General features: G+C 72.2%; 12 protein-coding genes. 5 read left to right on the top strand and 7 right to left on the bottom strand.

Annotated features, from left to right (window positions below):
* Position 1: 1 nt before the first annotated feature.
* The 3 genes from ACGFR7_RS32195 to ACGFR7_RS32185 all read right to left on the bottom strand — a co-directional run bounded on the left by ACGFR7_RS32195 (position 2) and on the right by ACGFR7_RS32185 (position 4407).
* Complete coding sequence (locus ACGFR7_RS32195; protein WP_393325991.1) at positions 2-1168, bottom strand: energy-coupling factor ABC transporter permease; 1167 nt, start codon at positions 1166-1168, stop codon at positions 2-4.
* Between the two features lie 224 nt (positions 1169-1392).
* On the bottom strand, positions 1393-3693 hold the full coding sequence (locus tag ACGFR7_RS32190) for an MMPL family transporter (protein ID WP_393325988.1): 2301 nt from the start codon (positions 3691-3693) through the stop codon (positions 1393-1395).
* Positions 3694-3831: 138 nt separating this feature from the next.
* Positions 3832-4407, bottom strand: a complete 576-nt coding sequence (locus ACGFR7_RS32185) for a TetR/AcrR family transcriptional regulator (RefSeq protein WP_393325986.1) — start codon at positions 4405-4407, stop codon at positions 3832-3834.
* A gap of 579 nt (positions 4408-4986) precedes the next feature.
* Between ACGFR7_RS32185 and ACGFR7_RS32180 the strand changes: the two genes are divergently transcribed.
* Together ACGFR7_RS32180 and ACGFR7_RS32175 are read left to right on the top strand one after the other, a co-directional pair.
* Positions 4987-8328, top strand: coding sequence for a S41 family peptidase (locus ACGFR7_RS32180; protein ID WP_393326108.1), 3342 nt, complete (start codon positions 4987-4989; stop codon positions 8326-8328).
* A gap of 155 nt (positions 8329-8483) precedes the next feature.
* Positions 8484-8768 carry a hypothetical protein gene (locus ACGFR7_RS32175; protein WP_393325984.1) on the top strand — a complete coding sequence of 95 codons (285 nt, stop codon included), beginning with the start codon at positions 8484-8486 and terminating at the stop codon, positions 8766-8768.
* A 186-nt stretch (positions 8769-8954) separates the two neighbouring features.
* On the opposite strand, the gene ACGFR7_RS32170 is transcribed toward ACGFR7_RS32175, so the two are convergent.
* Genes ACGFR7_RS32170 through ACGFR7_RS32160 form a run of 3 tightly spaced genes read right to left on the bottom strand, consistent with a single transcriptional unit; the run spans position 8955 to position 12321 of the window.
* Positions 8955-9842 (bottom strand): SDR family oxidoreductase, encoded by an 888-nt coding sequence (locus ACGFR7_RS32170; protein ID WP_393325981.1) that lies wholly within the window; start codon positions 9840-9842, stop codon positions 8955-8957.
* On the bottom strand, positions 9839-10792 hold the full coding sequence (locus ACGFR7_RS32165; RefSeq protein WP_393325978.1) for an alpha/beta fold hydrolase: 954 nt from the start codon (positions 10790-10792) through the stop codon (positions 9839-9841). Before ACGFR7_RS32165 ends, ACGFR7_RS32170 begins: the two co-directional genes overlap by 4 nt.
* A complete protein-coding gene (locus ACGFR7_RS32160) occupies positions 10789-12321 on the bottom strand; it encodes a flavin-containing monooxygenase (RefSeq protein WP_393325975.1) in 1533 nt (510 codons plus the stop codon). The genes ACGFR7_RS32165 and ACGFR7_RS32160 overlap by 4 nt, the downstream gene beginning before the upstream one ends.
* 210 nt (positions 12322-12531) lie before the next feature.
* Here ACGFR7_RS32160 and ACGFR7_RS32155 point away from each other — a divergent pair, with 210 nt between their 5' ends.
* Positions 12532-13344: a MerR family transcriptional regulator gene (locus ACGFR7_RS32155; protein WP_393325972.1), complete on the top strand. Its 813-nt coding sequence runs from the start codon at positions 12532-12534 to the stop codon at positions 13342-13344.
* Between the two features lie 25 nt (positions 13345-13369).
* Here ACGFR7_RS32155 and ACGFR7_RS32150 read toward each other — a convergent pair whose 3' ends face one another.
* Entirely contained in the window at positions 13370-15238 is a 1869-nt protein-coding gene (locus ACGFR7_RS32150) for a BTAD domain-containing putative transcriptional regulator (protein ID WP_393325970.1), read from the bottom strand.
* 360 nt (positions 15239-15598) lie between these two features.
* Here ACGFR7_RS32150 and ACGFR7_RS32145 point away from each other — a divergent pair, with 360 nt between their 5' ends.
* Both ACGFR7_RS32145 and ACGFR7_RS32140 read left to right on the top strand, forming a co-directional pair.
* Positions 15599-15958, top strand: coding sequence for a hypothetical protein (locus tag ACGFR7_RS32145; protein WP_393325968.1), 360 nt, complete (start codon positions 15599-15601; stop codon positions 15956-15958).
* A gap of 39 nt (positions 15959-15997) precedes the next feature.
* Entirely contained in the window at positions 15998-16180 is a 183-nt protein-coding gene (locus ACGFR7_RS32140) for a hypothetical protein (protein ID WP_393325965.1), read from the top strand.
* Positions 16181-16241: the final 61 nt, after the last annotated feature.

Genomic DNA, 16241 nt, shown 5'->3' with positions numbered 1-16241 from the left:
CTCAGGCGCTCTCCGACGAACGCCCGCTGCCCGCGGCCGGCTGCTCGCCGCTGCCGGCGTTCCTGCGGCGCCGGAGCACGACGAACACGCCGGTGCCGACGGCGAGCGTCGCGCCGACCCCGATCACACCGGCGAGGCCGCCGGCCAGGCGCGGGTTGGTGATGTCCTTGACGCTGTAGTCGGCGAGCGGGGAGTCCTTGGCGGCGTGATCCCTGGCCTTCGCGTCGATGCCCTGGTCGTGGGCGACCTTCTCCAGGCCGTCGGGGCTGGCGGAGGCGTAGTAGCTGATGCCGCCCGCGCACACCAGGGCGGCGACGAGGCCGGCCAGCCAGACCCGGCGGGCGGAGCGGCGCGGGGCCGCGGAGGTCGCGGCGGCGGCTGCGGGAGCGGCGGAGGCGGGTGCGGCGGCTGCGGCGGCCCGGGGCTCGTCGGCCGGGGCGGACTCGTCGGCCGGGGAGGCGAGCGGCGAGGTCCGCAGCTCCAGCGGCTTGGTCAGGCCACGCGCGCCGTACACCAGGTCGGGACGTACGGCGATCACCGCGCCGACCGTCAGGGCGGTGATCGCCGCCTCGCCGATCCCGATCAGGACGTGGACGCCCACCATGGCGGTGAACACCTTGCCGATCGACACGTCCGAGGTCCCGCCGAGCGCATAGATTGCGGTGAAGGCCACCGCTGCCGCCGGCACCGACAGCAGCGCGGCGACGAACGAGGCCACGGTGACCGAGCGGCGACGCCGCGGCAGCACCTTCACCAGCCCGCGGAACAGGGCGTAGGCGACCACGGTCGTCACGATCGCCATATCGGTGATGTTCACGCCCAGCGCGGTCAGCCCGCCGTCGGCGAACAGCACGCCCTGCATCAGCAGCACGACGGAAACACACAGCACACCGGTGTACGGGCCGACGAGTATCGCCGCCAGCGCACCGCCCAGCAGATGCCCGCTGGTGCCCGCCGCGACCGGGAAGTTCAGCATCTGCACGGCAAAGATGAACGCCGCGACCAGCCCGGCCAGCGGCGCCGTGCGCTCCGCGCCCGCGACAGCGCCCGCGCCCGCACCCGCCAGCTCGCGCCGGGCGCCGCGCAGGCTGACCGCGACCGCGGCGGCGGCGACCACACCGGTCGCGGCCGACACCGGCGCATTGATGAATCCATCGGGTACGTGCATCTCAGGCTTCTTCCGCTTCAGGCTCTGCAACCCACCAATGGTGGTGTCTCCTGCAAATAACTCGCAAGAGCGCCCATGATGCGAAACGGCCACGGCGAGCGCAAAAGCGGGTCCCACCTGCACACCCCTCACCCAGGGGAACATGCGCACGAATGAGGGGGACGAGGACCGCGCCGGGCCGCGCGCTGCGCACCGGCCCGGCGCGGTCCGTCAGACGCGGTCCGTCAGACGCGCACCGCTTCGCGCGCTGCGCTCTCGTCCGGCCCCTCGGTGGTGCCGGTGCCGCAACCGCCGCCGCTGTCGCTGCCGCCGGGCTGCGTACGCAACCCCTCCCCCTCGACATCCACGTTCGGCAGCAGCCTCTGGAGCCACCGCGGGAGCCACCAGGCGGAGCGGCCCAGCAGCGCCAGGACCGCGGGGACGAGGGCCATGCGGACGAGGAAGGCGTCGAAGAAGACGGCGATGGCGAGGCCGAAGCCGATCATCTTGATCATCGAGTCGGAGGAGCCGATGAAGCCGGCGAAGACGCTGATCATGATGACCGCTGCGGCGGTGACCACGCGTGCGCCGTGCCGGAAGCCGGTGATCACGGCCTCGCCAGGACGCTCACCGTGGACGAAGGCCTCGCGCATCCGCGTGACGAGGAAGACCTCGTAGTCCATCGCCAGCCCGAAGACCACGCCCACCATGAAGATCGGCATCATGCTCATGATCGGGCCGGTCTGCTCGACCCCGAACACGTCGGCCAGCCAGCCCCATTGGAAGACCGCGACGACCGCGCCGAGCGCCGCCACCACCGAGAGCAGGAAGCCCAGGGCCGCCTTGAGCGGGACGAGCACCGAGCGGAAGACCACCATCAGCAGCAGGAAGGCCAGGCCGACGACCAGCGCCAGATAGGGCACCAGCGCGTCGTTCAGCTTCTGCGAGACATCGACATTCATCGCGGTGGTACCGGTGACCAGGGTCTTCGCCCCGGTGTCCCGGGCGATGCCGTTCGCCGTGGACCGGATGTCGTGCACCAGGTCCTCGGTCCCGGTACTGCTGGGCTTCGACTTCGGGACGACGTTCAACAGCGCGGTGTCGCCGGCCTTGTTGAAGGTGGGCGGGGTGACGACGGCGACGTCGTCCAGCTTGCCGACCTCCTTGGCGACCCGCGCGGCAGCGGACTTGGTGGTCTGCCCACCGTGCGCGCCCCGCCCGTCGACCACCAGCATCAGCGGGCCGTTGAAACCCGGGCCGAAGCCGTCCGACAGCAGGTCGTACGCCTTGCGCTGGGTGGTGTGCGTGGGCTGCGATCCGTCGTCCGGCAGGCCCAGTTCCAGTGAGGCCGCGGGGATCGCGACGACGCCGAGGCCGACCACGCCCGCGAGAAGCACGGAGACCGGACGCCGCAGCACGAAGCGCGCCCAGCGGGTCCCCATGTTGGGCCGCTCGCCGGTGGCACCGGACCGGCTTCGCCCCGCGCCGGCCGCCTTCCCCTTCTCCGTCCTGTCCGTATCCGTCTTACGCGCCTTACGGGGCAGCACCCGCGCCCCCGCGAAGCCCAGCAGCGCCGGGATGAGGGTGAGCGCGATCAGTACGGCGATGACGACGGTGCCGGCCGCGGCCAGGCCCATCTTCGTCAGCATCGGGATGTTGACGACGGTGAGGCCGACCAGCGCGATCACCACGGTCAGCCCCGCGAAGACGACCGCCGAGCCCGCGGTGCCCACCGCGCGTCCGGCGGCCTCCTCGCGCTCGCGGCCCTCGGTGATCTCGGCGCGGTAGCGGGAGACGATGAACAGGGCGTAGTCGATGCCGACGGCGAGGCCGATCATCGTGGCCAGCGTCGAGGTGGTGCTGGAGAGGTCGAGCGTGCTGCTCAGCGCGGTGATGGTGGAGACGCCGATGCCGACCCCGATCAGCGCGGTCAGCAGCGGCAGTCCGGCCGCGATCAGCGCACCGAAGGTGATGACGAGGACCACCGCGGAGATCGCGATGCCGATGACCTCGGTCGCACCGGTCTCGGGCATGGCCTGCAGGGCGTTGCCACCGGTCTCGACGGTCAGTCCGGCATTCCGGCCGTCCTTGGCCGCGTCCTCTAGGGCGTCCTTGGAGGCGTCGGTCAGTTCAAAACCGGTGACCTTGTAGGAGACCTGGGCGTAGGCGGTGCGGCCGTCCTCGCTGAGGGCCCTGGCGGTGTACGGGTCGGTGACCCGGTCGACCTGTGAAGAGCCCGACTGCAGGGCGTGGACGGTCCGTTCGACGGCCGCCTTGTTCGCCGGGTCCTTCATCGTCTCGCCCGCGGGGGCCCGGAAGACCACCCGGGCCGTGGCGCCGTCGGCGTTCGTGCCGGGGAAGCGCTGGTCGAGGAGGTCGAAGGCGCGCTGGGCCTCGGTGCCGGGAATCGAGAAGGAGTCGGCTGCGGGTGCGGCGGCGGTGGCGGCTCCGACGCCGGCAACTGCCAGCAGGGCCACCCATATCAGGGCGACGAAGCGGCGCCGCCGGAAGGCGAAGCGGCCGAGTTTGTAGAGGAAAGTGGCCATGAGACCGGGTGCTCCCGTGGGATGAAGGGCGTACATGGGCGTACAGAGGCATGCGCCATCACCCCGGCGACGAGAGCGGCGTGCCGGGTACGAGGGCTGGGATGAAGGGGAGTGTGAAGAGGAGTGGGGCGGGCGGGATCAGACGCCGAGGGCGGGGAAGACCACGGCGTCGAGGTAGGCGGAGAGGAACGCGGCATCGGCGCAGCGGTCCTCGATGAGCTGCTGGGCGATGAGGGCGCCGGCGAGCATGTGCGGCGCGAACTGGAGCGCGGGACACCCGGCCGCGATCTCACCGCGGTCGATGGCGCGCTGCAGCATCGCGTTCAGCCCGGTCACCTCGGGGTCGAGGAGGACTTCACGCAGGGCCTCGTGGAGCTCGGGGTTGCCGTGGATGGCCATCCCCAGCCCCCGCATCAGGGCCGCGTCCTTCTCGACATGTCCCTCGTCGTCGGCCCGGCGCACCAGCTCGTGGAAGTCGCCGCGCAGGCTGCCGGTGTCGATGTCCGCGGTGCTGACCGGCTTGCAGTGCCGCAGCGCCCTGGCGACGAGCTCCGGCTTGCCCTGCCACTGGCGGTAGAGGGTGGCCTTGCTGGAGCGCGTACGGGCGGCGACGGCGTCCATGGTCAGCGCGTCATAGCCCACCTCGCACAGCAGATCGAGCACGGCGTTGAAGAGCTCGGCCTCCCGCTCGGGAGTCAGCCGGCTGCGCCCCATGACACCTACCTCCTGGTCGGACCGTACGCACGCGCCCACCTTACCGATGACTGCGAACGAAACGGTTTCGTACACCTCGAAGATAGACCCCCACCGATCGAAACGAAAGCGTTTCGCTCGTGGCCTGCGTCACCGCGGGCGGTGTCAGTGCGCGATGACCCCCTCGGGGCAGGCTCCCGGCACCCCGCGGACCGCCGACCGTGAGGGCACTCGCCGACATATGCGGCGCCCTCAAGTGGCCATCCGCCTGCTCCCGTTCGGCGCGGCCGCGGATGCGGCGGGATCCGCAGAGCGGTGGTCGGCCGAAGAACGGCGGGTGGCGGGAAACCGCTCGCAGCGCGTTTTCGCGGCCCCGACCCTCGTCGCCGTGCCGCCGCCGCCCGCCCACCAGGCCGACTTGCCGCCGCTCCCCCGTCCCGGAACGATGGTTGGGTGAGCGATGTACCCGAGGACGTCGGGCCGCGCCCGGAGTCGGAACCCGCCAAAGCCCGCGGGCGGCTGCGTCGGGACAAGGCCCGCGGGCGGCAGCGTCGGGGGCCGACCGCCACGGGCCCGCCGGGGAGGTCGGGCGGCGCGTACCTGCGGTATCCGCATCTGCACGACGATCTGCTCTGCTTCGCCGCCGAGGACGACCTGTGGATCGCCCCGATCGCCCCGGACGGCGCGGAGCCCGGCCGCGCCTGGCGGCTGACCGTGGACCGTACCCGCGTCGGCCACCCCCGCTTCTCCCCCGACGGCGCGCACATCGCCTTCACCACCTGGCGCAGCCTCGACCCGGAGGTCCATCTCGCGCCGGTCGACGGCGGCCCGGCCCGGCGGCTGACGTACTGGGGCAGCACCGATGCCCGGGTCTGCGGGTGGACACCGCCCGACCACGAGGGACAGGCGCACGTGCTCGCGGTCTCCTCGCACGGCCAGCCGTTCTCGTACTACTCGTGGGCCTACAGCGTGCCCACCGACGGCAGCCCCGGCGGCCAACTGCCCTGGGGGCCGGTCTCCGACATCGCGGTCGCCGACTTCGAAGGGGAGCGCCGCACCCTGCTGCTGAGCGGCAAACCGCCGCACGAGCCCGCCTCCTGGAAGCGCTACCGGGGCGGGGCGATGGGCCGGATGTGGCTGCACGGCACCCGGCTGCTGCCGGATCTGTACGGGCACCTCGACTCGGTGATGTTCGTCGGCGGCCGGGTCGCGTTCCTCTCCGACCACGAGGGCATCGGCAACGTCTACTCCTGCCTCCCCGACAGCACCGACCTGCGCCGGCACACCGACCACGCCGACTTCTACGCCCGGCACGCCTCCAGCGACGGCTCGCGGATCGTCTACCAGTGCGCCGGTGACCTCTGGCTGATCGACGATCTGAGCCCGCAGGCCGTACCGCGCAAGCTGGCCGTACGCCTGGGCGGTCCGCGGGCCGGCCGGCGGACCTACCAGGTGCCGGCCGCCGCGCACGTCACCGGGCTCGCGGTGGACACCACCGGGCGGGCCAGCGCGGTCGGCGTACGCGGCAGCCTGTACTGGCTCACCCACCGCGACGGTCCGGCCCGCACGATTCACGACACCCCGGGCGTACGGGTCCGGCTCCCCGAAATGCTGGGTTCCACCGGCCGGATCGCGTACCTCACCGATGCCGAGGGTGAGGACGCGATCGAGATCACCAACCTGCCGCGGGCCGGCGCGCCGGGCGAACCGCGCCGGCTGGCCGCCGGTGAGCTGGGCCGGGTCCACGAGATGAGCTCCGCACCGGACGGGGAGCGGCTGGCGGTGGCCTCCCATGACGGCAGGCTGCTGCTGGTGGACGTGTCCCGGCCGGAGGAAGGGGAGGCCGGGGAGGGGGCGGCCGGCGAGGGGCCGGGGGCGGGAGACGAGGAGGCGGCCGCGGGGCCCGGCGGCGTCACCGAGCTGATCCGCTCCACCAACGGACCGGTGCGTGATCTGGCGTTCTCGCCGGACTCGCGCTGGCTGACCTGGTCGCACCCCGGCATCGGCCGGACACTGCGGCAGATCAAGATGGCCCGGCTGTCCGACCGGCACATCGTCGACGTCACCAACGGACGGTTCGAGGACGAGCAGCCGGTGTTCACCCGCGACGGCCGCTATCTGGCATTCCTGTCCTGGCGCGGCTTCGACCCGGTCTACGACGTGCACACCGGCGACCTGTCGTTCCCGCTGGGCTGCCGCCCGTACCTCGTACCGCTGTCGTCGGCGACCCCCTCCCCCTTCGCGCTGTCCCCGGAGGGCCGGCCCGCGGCGGGCGGCCTGGACCCGGACGAGATTCCGCCGCCGTCCGGCGAGGGGCCGGTGCTGGTGGAGGTGGAGGGGCTGGAGAACCGCGTCACCCCGTTCCCGGTGGCCGCGTCCAAGTACTCCTCCCTGGAGCCGGTCAGCGGCGGCGGGCTGGTCTGGCTGCGCTGGCCGATCTCCGGTGCGCTGGGCGAAACCTTCGCCAACCCGGCCGACACCTCGGGCCGGCCCACCCTCGAACACTTCGATCTGACCAAGGCGCGGCGCACCGAACTCACCAGCTCGCTGGACGCCTTCGCGCTCAGCGGCGACGGCACGCGGCTGGTCGTCAACGACGAGGGCGACCTGCGCGCGGTGCCCGCGACCGAGTCGCCGGACAGCGACTCGACGGTCTTCCTGGACCTGCGGCGCATCCTGCACGACGTCGATCCGGTGGCGGAGTGGCACCAGGCGTTCGACGAGGCGGGCCGGATCGCCCGGACCTACTTCTGGGACCCGCAGATGTGCGGCCTCGACTGGGACGCGGTGCTCGCGCAGTACCGGCCGCTGCTCGAACGGGTCGCCTCCCCGGACGAGTTCGCCGATCTGCTGCGCGAGGTGATGGGCGAACTGGGCACCTCACACGCCTATGTCGTGGGTGCCCGGCGCAACGAGGGGCCGCCGCACTACCAGCGCGCCATGGGCCTGCTCGGCGCCAACCTCGTGTGCCGCGACGGCCATTGGGTGGTCACCCGGATCCTGCCGGGCGAGTCCTCGGACTCCAAGGCCCGCTCCCCACTGGCCGGTACGGGCATCCGCGAGGGCGCGGCGCTCACCCATGTCGACGGCCGCGGGGTGGACCCGGTGACCGGCCCGTATCCGCTGCTGGCCGCGGCCGGCGGCACCACCGTGGAGCTCACCTTCTCCCCGCCGGAGGGCGAGGGCCCACCGCGCCGGGTCGCGGTGGTCCCACTGGTCGACGAACGGCCGCTGCGCTACCAGGACTGGGTGGCCAAACGCCGCGCCGTGGTAAGGGAGTTGAGCGGCGGCCGGTGCGGCTATCTGCACATCCCCGACATGGGCGGCTCCGGCTGGGCGCAGTTCAACCGCGATCTGCGGATGGAGGTCTCCCGGCCCGCGCTGATCGTGGACGTACGGGGCAACGCGGGCGGCAATATCTCCGAGCTGGTGATCGAGAAGCTGACCCGCACCATCATGGGCTGGGATCTGACCCGCGACGCCGAGCCCGTCTCGTACACCAGCAACGCCCCGCGCGGTCCTGTGGTGGCGGTCGCCGACGAGATGACCTCGTCCGACGGCGACATGATCACCGCGGCCTTCAAGCTCCTGGGCATCGGCCCGGTGGTCGGCATGCGGACCTGGGGCGGGGTGGTCGGGATGACCGGCCGGCACCGGCTCGCCGACGGCACCGCGATCACCGTCCCGATGAATGCCGCGTGGTTCCGGCTCTACGGCTGGGGCGTGGAGAACCATGGCGTCGAGGTCGACATCGAGGCGCTGCGCTCCCCGCTGCACTGGGCCGAGGGCCGGCATCCGCAGCTGGGCGTCGCGGTGCGCACGGTGCTGGAGCTGCTGGAGCGGCATCCGGCGTCGGCCCCTCCGGACCTGTCGGACGCGCCGGACCGGCGGCGCCCGCCGTTGCCGCCCCGGAGCGGGGGCGCGGCGGAGGCGGCGGGCTAGCCGTTCGTGCGAAGCTCAAGGCCGTCGCCTGACCTCGGCACTCAAGGCCGTCGCCTGACCGTCGGCTGACAACGCGGTGGGGCGCACCCGGTCGACCGGGTGCGCCCCTTCACGCATGACGCGTACGCCGCCGCGCGTGATGTTCAGGACGAGCCGTGTCAGCTCTGGAAGCGGCCCTCGGCGGCGTCCATCGCGTCCTGGGCGGGACGACCGCCCTGCTGGCCACGCTCCCGCGGCGACTGGCCACGGTCCTGGCCGCCCTGACGCTGACCGCCACGCTCCTGGTCCTGACGCTGACCGCCGTGCTCACGGTCCTGGCGCTGACCACCGCGCTCGTGACCCTGCTCGCGAGCGTCGCTCCGGGCGTTCTGCGCCTGGTTCTTGAGCTCGTTGGCCTTGTCCTGGAACTGGTCCTTGATGCCCATGCTGTTCACTCCTAGTGGGGTGTAGGGGGGTTGGGCCCCGTTCAGCGTGACACGCCCGGACATTGCTCGCATTTCGATCACGGATGACTACGCTCCGTGATACGCGCGGCTCGCTCATCGGCCGCCCACCAGATACACGCCGGGCGCCGACCAGCCGCTCAGGGGCAGGTCAGGCAGGTCGCAGGCCGTCCCTCGCCCGGCTCACCGGTCCGCCCGCGCCTTCTCGTCCGCCGCGCCGCCGGCCCCCATCAGGCCGACCCGCATACCGTCCAGCCGGCTGCCGAACCGCCGTACCTCCCGCTGGCCCACCGATCCGATGAGCGAGGGCAGATACCCGCGGAGCGACTGCATCCCGCGCAGCCACCACTGCCCGTAGACGTGCGCGGAACGGCGCTCGACGCCCGCGACGATCCGGTCGACGGCGGGGCCCAGCGGATAGGTCTTGTTCGACGGCCACGGCAGCCGGGAGCGCAGCTCGCGCATGACCTCGTTCTGGTCGGCGCCGCGCACCATATCGGTGTCGGTCCAGCTCAGATAGCCGACCCCGACCCGTACGCCCTGGTGGCCGACCTCGGCGCGCAGGCTGTGCGCGAAGGCCTCGACGCCCGACTTGGAGGCGCAGTAGGCGGTCATCATCGGCGCCGGGGTGATCGCGGCGAGCGAGGCGATCTGCAGGAAGTAGCCGCGGGACGCCATGAGGGCCGGGAGGAAGGCGCGGCCGGTGACCGCCCCGCCGATGAGGTTCACCTCGATGACCCGCCGCCAGGAGTCCGGGTCGGAGTCGGCGAACGGGCCGCCGGTCGCCACCCCGGCGTTGGCGACGACCACATCGACCTTCCCGAAGCGGTCCTTGACCTCGCCCGCCACCCTGACCATCGCCTCGTGGTCGGTGACGTCGGCATGCCAGTGGTGCGCCGGACCGTGCAGCGAGGCCGCGACGCCCCGCAGTTCGTCCGGCTCCAGACCGACCAGCGCCAGCGTCGCCCCGCGCGCCGACAGCTTGCGGGCCAGCAGCGCACCGACCCCACGGGCCGCGCCGGTGACGACCACGACCTGGCCTTCCAGACTCCTGGACCTGCTCGCGCTCATGCCGACTTCTCCTTCTTCTTCTCGGCACCGGCGCCCGTCGGCCGCAGATGCTCCTCGACGAGTGCGCGCAGCCGGCCGGCGACCGCACCGGGGTCCTCGATCGGCGTCATGTGCCCCAGGCCCGGCAGCTCGGTCAGGCCGAGGCAGTCGGGGAGGACGGAGGCCAGCCGACGGGCGTGCACGAGCGGGGTGAGCCGGTCGGCGGTACCCGCGAGGACCGCGGTCGGCAGCTCCAACTGTCCGACGCCCCCGGTCAGTTCGAGTCCGGCCAGGACCTTGCCCCAGCGGGCCCGCACCCCGGGCGGACAGGCGTGCACGATGCGCGCACAGGCCTCGATCTGCCCGGCGGTGGCGCCGGGGCCCATGGTGGCGTACCTCAGGGCGCGTTTGGCGAGCGGCGATACGGGACCGAGCGGCGCCCGGGAGTGCAGCATCAGCCGGTGCGCACGGCGCCGCCCCTGCGGGCTGCGCAGCGGGAACACCCGGGATTCGGCGGGCAGATCGGCCATGCCGGTGCTGCACAGCAGCGCGGCGGCGGCCCGCTCGCGCAGCTGCGGCCGTCCGGCGGCGGCCATGATCGTCATTCCGCCCATGGAGTGGCCGCCCACCACGGCGCGTTCGTCCGGCCGCAGGGTGGCTTCCAATACGGCCACCAGGTCGTCGGCGAGCGCATGGGTGCTGTGGCCGGCCGGCCCGGCGGCGGGGCTGCGGCCGTGACCGCGCTGGTCGTAGACGACGACCTTGTACTCGGGGGCCAGGTCGCGGACGACCGGCGCCCAGAAGGCGGTCGAGCAGGTCCAGCCGTGCGCCAGGACGACGGCCGGCGCGTCCTTCGGGCCGTGGACCTCGGCGTAGAGCCGGGCGCCGTCGGCCGAGACGACGGGCAGCGTCGTACGGGGCACCGGCGGCGCGTACGGGCCGGTGGTGACGTGTCCGGGCCGGCGGCTCATGCGGCCACCTCCGTGCGCGGGCCGGCGGCGGTCCGGTCCCCGGGCCGGCCGGCCGGTGGCCGCAGCACCTCGTACTCCGCGAGGTCGACCTGCCGGGTGACCTTCTTGAACTCCCCGGTCGTCCCCGGCCAGACGGTGGTGTTGCGGCCGTTCGCGTCCAGATACCAGCTGTTGCAGCCGCCGGTGGTCCACACCGTGCGCGCCATCCGCTGCTGGAGCGTGTGGTTCCACGCCCTGACGGCGGAGGGCCGGGCGTCGAGGGCGATCTTCCCGCCGAGGACGTCCAGCTGGCGCATGAAGTCGGCCAGGTAGTTCAGCTGCGCCTCGATCATCAGGATCATCGAGCTGTTCCCGAGGCCGGTGTTGGGCCCGATGACGGTGAGGAAGTTGGGGAAGCCGGCCGCGCTGGTGCCGCGCAGCGCCTCCATGCCGTCCTTCCACTCCTCGGCCAGCGTCGTCCCGTGGGCGCCGGTCACCCGCTGGGCGATCGGCAGGTCCGTCACATGGAACCCGGTGCCGAAGACGATCGCGTCGGCCTCCACCTCGCTCCCGTCGGCCCCCACCAGGGTGCTGCCGCGCACCTCCTTCAGCCCCGCGGCGACCACGTCCACATTGGGCTGCGCGAGGGCCGGGTAGTACGTGTTGGAGAGCAGGATCCGCTTGCAGCCGATGCGGTAGTCGGGGGTCAGCGTGGCCCGCAGCACCGGGTCCTTGACGGCCTTCTTCATATGGTTCCGGGCCAGGAGCTCGACCAGTCCCAGCTCGTTGGGGCGCTTGGTGAAGGCGCTGACCTGCAGTTCCCTGAGGCCCCAGAGCAGTCCGCGGCGTGCGGCCCGGGTCGCGGGCACCTTGGTGTGCAGCCACTTCTCAGCCGCGCTGATCTTGCGGTCGGCGCGCGGCAGCACCCAAGGCGGGGTGCGCTGGAAGAGCGTGAGGCGTTCCACCTCCGGCTGGATCGCGGGCACGATCTGGATCGCCGAGGCCCCCGTACCGATCATGGCGACGCGCTTGCCCCGCAGGTCGTAGTCGTGGTCCCAGCGGGCGGAGTGCGAGACCTTGCCGGGGAAGGTGTCCAGCCCCGGCACGTCGGGAACCTTGGGGTCCGACAGCGGCCCGGTCGCGGAGACCACCACATCCGCGGTCAGCGGTCCGCCGGCCGTCTCCACCTCCCAGTGCAGCGCCTGAGTGTCCCAGCGCAGGCCGTGCACCTCCGAGTTGAGGCGGAGGTGCGGACGCAGTCCGAAGGTGTCGGCGACCCGTTCCAGGTAGGCGCGGATGTGCGGCTGCCCGGAGAAGTTCCGCGGCCACTCCGGATTGGGCGCGAAGGAGAAGGAGTACAGATGCGAGGGCACATCGCAGGCGCATCCCGGATAGCTGTTGTCCCGCCAGGTGCCGCCCACCGCACCGGCCCGCTCCAGGATGACGAAGTCGGTGATTCCCTGGCGCCGCAGCCGGACCGCCGCGCCGAGACCACCGAACCCCGATCCGATCACCGCAACCCGCACATGCCTGCGCTCGCGCTCGGCCATTGCGCCGCCTCCCGAGTTCGACGTACTTCACTGCCATCTTCGGTGCCGTGAGGTCCGACGCCACAGCCGCCCACCCCATCGCGCCAGCAATCACTGGCGCAGTTGGAGCGTAGGGCAGCCGCGTACCGAGCGGTAGAGGTCGGACGGCGGAAAGTTGCCGCTGGTTGCCGCCCCGGTCCCGTGCCACACCCCCGGGCATAGGCTGAGCCCGTGGCAGCGAACGAGAACTCCGAGGACGCGCGCACGGAGGCGGCAGCACACCCCCCGGCGCGCGAAATGCGCATGGCCGACCTGGCCGGGGAAGCCGGCATCACGGTCCGTACGCTGCGCTTCTACCGCGAGCGCAAGCTCATCCCGCCGCCGCGCCGCGAGGGCCGGATCGCCTGGTACAACGAGCATCACCTCGCCCGCCTGCGCACCATCGGCGCCCTCCTGGAGCGCGGCCACACCCTGGGCGGCATCGCCGATCTCCTCTCGGCCTTCGACACCGGCCGCGATGTGCGCGAACTGCTGGGACTGGACAACACCCTGGTGGCGCCCTGGTCCGAGGAGACGCCCGTCCGCCTCACCCCCGAAGAACTCGCCGACCACTTCAGCGAGGACATCACCCCCGAAAACCTCACCACGTCCCTGGACATCGGCTACCTGGCCGTCGACGGCGACGAGTTCGTCCACATCAGCCGCCGCCTGCTGGACGCCTCCACCGAACTCGTGGGCCGGGGCATCCCATTGGCCGACGTCCTCGAAGCCGGCCGCCAGGTGCGCGCCCACGCCGACGCCCTCGCCGACATCTTCACCACCCTCATCCGCACCCACATCCTCTCCGACGTCCTCTCCCGCACCTCCACGGGCGAGCCCCCCGGCCCCGGCGAGGTCGACCGCGTCGCCGAGGCCGTCGAAAAGTTCCGCCCGCTCACCAAGGGCGTGGTCGAGGCCGAACTCTCGATGGCCGTGGACCGCCGGGTCCGGGCGGAGCTGGCGGAGTGGCTGCGGGAACAGGAGCAGGAGGGGGAAGGGACGTGAACCCGGACCGCCGGGCGGACGCACCTCAGCCGTACGGCGCCTTGGACCGGAGCAAGTGGTCGAGCAGGCGCCGCACGGCCAGGTCCTGATCGGACCGCGATTCCTCCGCCCCGACGAGCTGCGCGGCGTAGCTGTGCACCAGCCCGGCCCACACATAGTGCCCCTGCGCCTGCTCGGCAAGCAGATGCGTGTCGCACAGCTCGGCGAGGTGCCGGCGGGTGTGCTCGATCTCCCGGCCGGCCAGTGCCGCGGCGGGCGGGAGGCCCACGCAGGTGCGGGGGTGCAGTCCGAGGATGCGGAAGAGCCGGGCGGCGCCGCTCGACAGCGCGCGATAGCTGCGGTAGATGCTGGCCTCCACGGACAGATCGGCTTCGGGGGCGGACAGCTCGCGCAGCCGACGGCGCTCATCGCCCAGCTTCTTGGTCCAGCACCCCAGCGACCAGTCAGGGTGGGCCATCAACCGTGCCGCGGCGATCCGCAGCGCCAGCGGCAGCCGGTCGCACCGTTCGACGAGTTCCCGGGCGGCAGCTCCCTCCGCCGCGATGCGCTGCCTCCCCAGGGCGGTGCCCAGCAGCTCCAGAGCCTCGTCCGCGGGCAACGGCCCCACCGTGACCAGCGCCGCCCCGTCGTGGACCATCAGCCCGCTCAGTCGCCTGCGGCTGGTCACCAGCGCCAGGCAGCCCGGTGTCGCCGGCAGGAGCGGGCGCACCTGTTCGGCGGTGCCGGCGTTGTCCAGCACCACGAGCAGCCGCCGTCCGGCGAGCAGTGAGCGGTAGAGCGCCGAGCGCTCCGTCACGGAGTCGGGGATCTTCGCGCCCGGCACCCCCAGGGCCCGCAGAAACGTCCCCAGCACGGTGCCGGGCCGCATCGGGGGACGTTCAAAGCCCCGCAGGTCGGCAAAGAGCTGCCCGTCGGGGAACTCGGCTTTGCGGCAGTGCGCCCAGTGCACCGCCAGCGTGCTCTTGCCGGCCCCTCCCCCTCCCGCGATCACCACGCAGTCCGGCCTCGGCACCCGGTCCAGGTTCTGGTCCAGCGCAGCGAGCTCCCGCAGCCGGCCACAGAAGTCCGGTATGCGAGGCGGGAGTTGGGCGACAGGAGGCAGCGGCGCCGAGGGGCGGCCGGGGGCGTACGGCACGGCGGGGCCGGGACCGGCCGGCGAGCGGTCGGGGAAGTGCGGCGCGAGGGCGGGGAAGTGCGGCGCGAGGGCGGGCTTCCCGCCGAGCACCGCCAGGTACGTCTCGCTGAGGGCCGGGCCGGGATCGATGCCCAGCTGGTCGTTCAGATGCCGCCTGGTCCGGTGGAAGTGATCGAGGGCTTCGGCCTGCCTGCCGCTCGCCTGCAGCGCCCGCATCAGCAGCGAGGTCAGCTCCTCGTGCAACGGGTGCTCCGCGAGCCAGGCGGTCAGCTCCGTGACCAGCTCCCCGTAACGGCCGAGCAGCAGCAGCCTTTCCCCGAGCTCCTGCAGCGCCGCCACCCTCGCCTGGGTCAGGCCGACGCCCAGCGTCCGTCTGACCCGGTCGCCGGGCACATCCGCCAGCGCCTCACCACGCCACAGACCGAGCGCCTGGCGCAGTTGCGCGACGGCGGTCCACGGTTCGGCCTCACGGGCGCCGGACACCAGCTCCCGGAACCGGTTGACGTCCACCGCACCCGGATCGGTGATCAGCGCGTACCCCTGTCCGCGGGTGGCGATTTCGGCCTGGTCGGCCAGCAACTGCCGCAAGCGGTGCACATGGTTGTGGACCACGCCTCTCGCCCTGGCCGGCGGGTCCGCGTCCCATGCCAGGTCGATCAGCCTGCCCACCGGGATCACGCGGTTGACCTCGCTGATCAGAATCGCGGCCACGGTGCGCAATCGGCCCGTTCCCAGGCTCAGCAGTCGCCCATTGTTCACTTCGATTTCTACCGGCCCCAGTAGCCGCAACTGAACCATTGTGCCCCCGAGTTCATGCCGTCGATGCGTGCACAGCAAACCGCCCTTTTGCCAGCAAAGACCACCGATGGGAAGGCCAGGTTCCGTTTCCCTCACCGCTCTCACTATGTGGACGCAGTACGTGGGCTGACGGAAAGTCAGTGAAGTGTGCGGACCACCCGCGACGTACGTGACCACGATGTGAGCGGTTCATGAGCGGGGCCGCGAAACATCGTTCCTGTGCCGGTCGCAGCGGCAATCCCCCAGCCGCTGCCCGGCCGGCTCTCCGATACCCGCTTCCGGGACCGGAGCGAAATGCCATCCGTACACACGAGGAGAACCATGTTCACCAAGAACGTTGTGAAGAAGGGCCTTGCGACGGCAGCGCTGTGCGCGGCACTGAGCAGCGCGGCTGTCGCCTTCCCGGCGACGGCATCGGCCTCGCCTGCGGCTCCCGCCGGCCAGGCCGCGGCGGCCGCCGGCTCGCCGGTGGGCGGCAACGTCAACCTCGACGTCCAGATCGACCCGCTCGCCATCGCCAACAAGATCGAGTCGTCGATCAAGACGTCCGAGAACCGTCCCGGCTTCGTCAACAACCTCAAGGAAGCGGCATTCCACGCGGCCGGCGGTAAGTACAACGTGGTCGTCCAGAACCTGAGCACGGAGTACAACGCCGACAACCTCGAGGGCGTGAAGATGTAGGCCTCGGCCGTCTACGACCACGCCACCTTCGGCGTCTGGGTGTTCGAGAAGGGCGTGTTCCAGAGCCTGGGCGACCGCAGCAACGACACCTGGACCTTCCGGGGCAACCTGGCCGCCCGCGGCAGCGACGACGGCAAGTGGGGTGCCGACGTGGTCTTCGCCCCGATGGGCGAGCCGACCCCCTCCCTTCCCCCCGAGGCTTACAAGCCGTCCGGCGAGTGATCGAGCCCCGCTCCCCCACCACGGCCCGCCGGTGCACCCGGCGGGCCGTTCCGCTGCCCGG

Source organism: Streptomyces sp. NPDC048516 (assembly GCF_043199875.1).
Lineage (GTDB): Bacteria > Actinomycetota > Actinomycetes > Streptomycetales > Streptomycetaceae > Streptomyces.
The sequence above is the reverse complement of the archived record's forward strand: the minus strand, read 5'-3'. Positions and strand labels throughout refer to the sequence as shown.

Excerpts from the sequence above, each read along its gene's own strand:
- ACGFR7_RS32195 (WP_393325991.1), bottom strand. The coding sequence starts at position 1,168 with ATGCACGTACCCGATGGATTCATCAATGCGCCGGTGTCGGCCGCGACC.
- ACGFR7_RS32160 (WP_393325975.1), bottom strand. The coding sequence starts at position 12,321 with ATGGCCGAGCGCGAGCGCAGGCATGTGCGGGTTGCGGTGATCGGATCG.
- ACGFR7_RS32190 (WP_393325988.1), bottom strand. The coding sequence starts at position 3,693 with ATGGCCACTTTCCTCTACAAACTCGGCCGCTTCGCCTTCCGGCGGCGC.
- ACGFR7_RS32170 (WP_393325981.1), bottom strand. The coding sequence starts at position 9,842 with ATGAGCGCGAGCAGGTCCAGGAGTCTGGAAGGCCAGGTCGTGGTCGTC.
- ACGFR7_RS32145 (WP_393325968.1), top strand. The coding sequence starts at position 15,599 with ATGTTCACCAAGAACGTTGTGAAGAAGGGCCTTGCGACGGCAGCGCTG.
- ACGFR7_RS32185 (WP_393325986.1), bottom strand. The coding sequence starts at position 4,407 with ATGGGGCGCAGCCGGCTGACTCCCGAGCGGGAGGCCGAGCTCTTCAAC.
- ACGFR7_RS32165 (WP_393325978.1), bottom strand. The coding sequence starts at position 10,792 with ATGAGCCGCCGGCCCGGACACGTCACCACCGGCCCGTACGCGCCGCCG.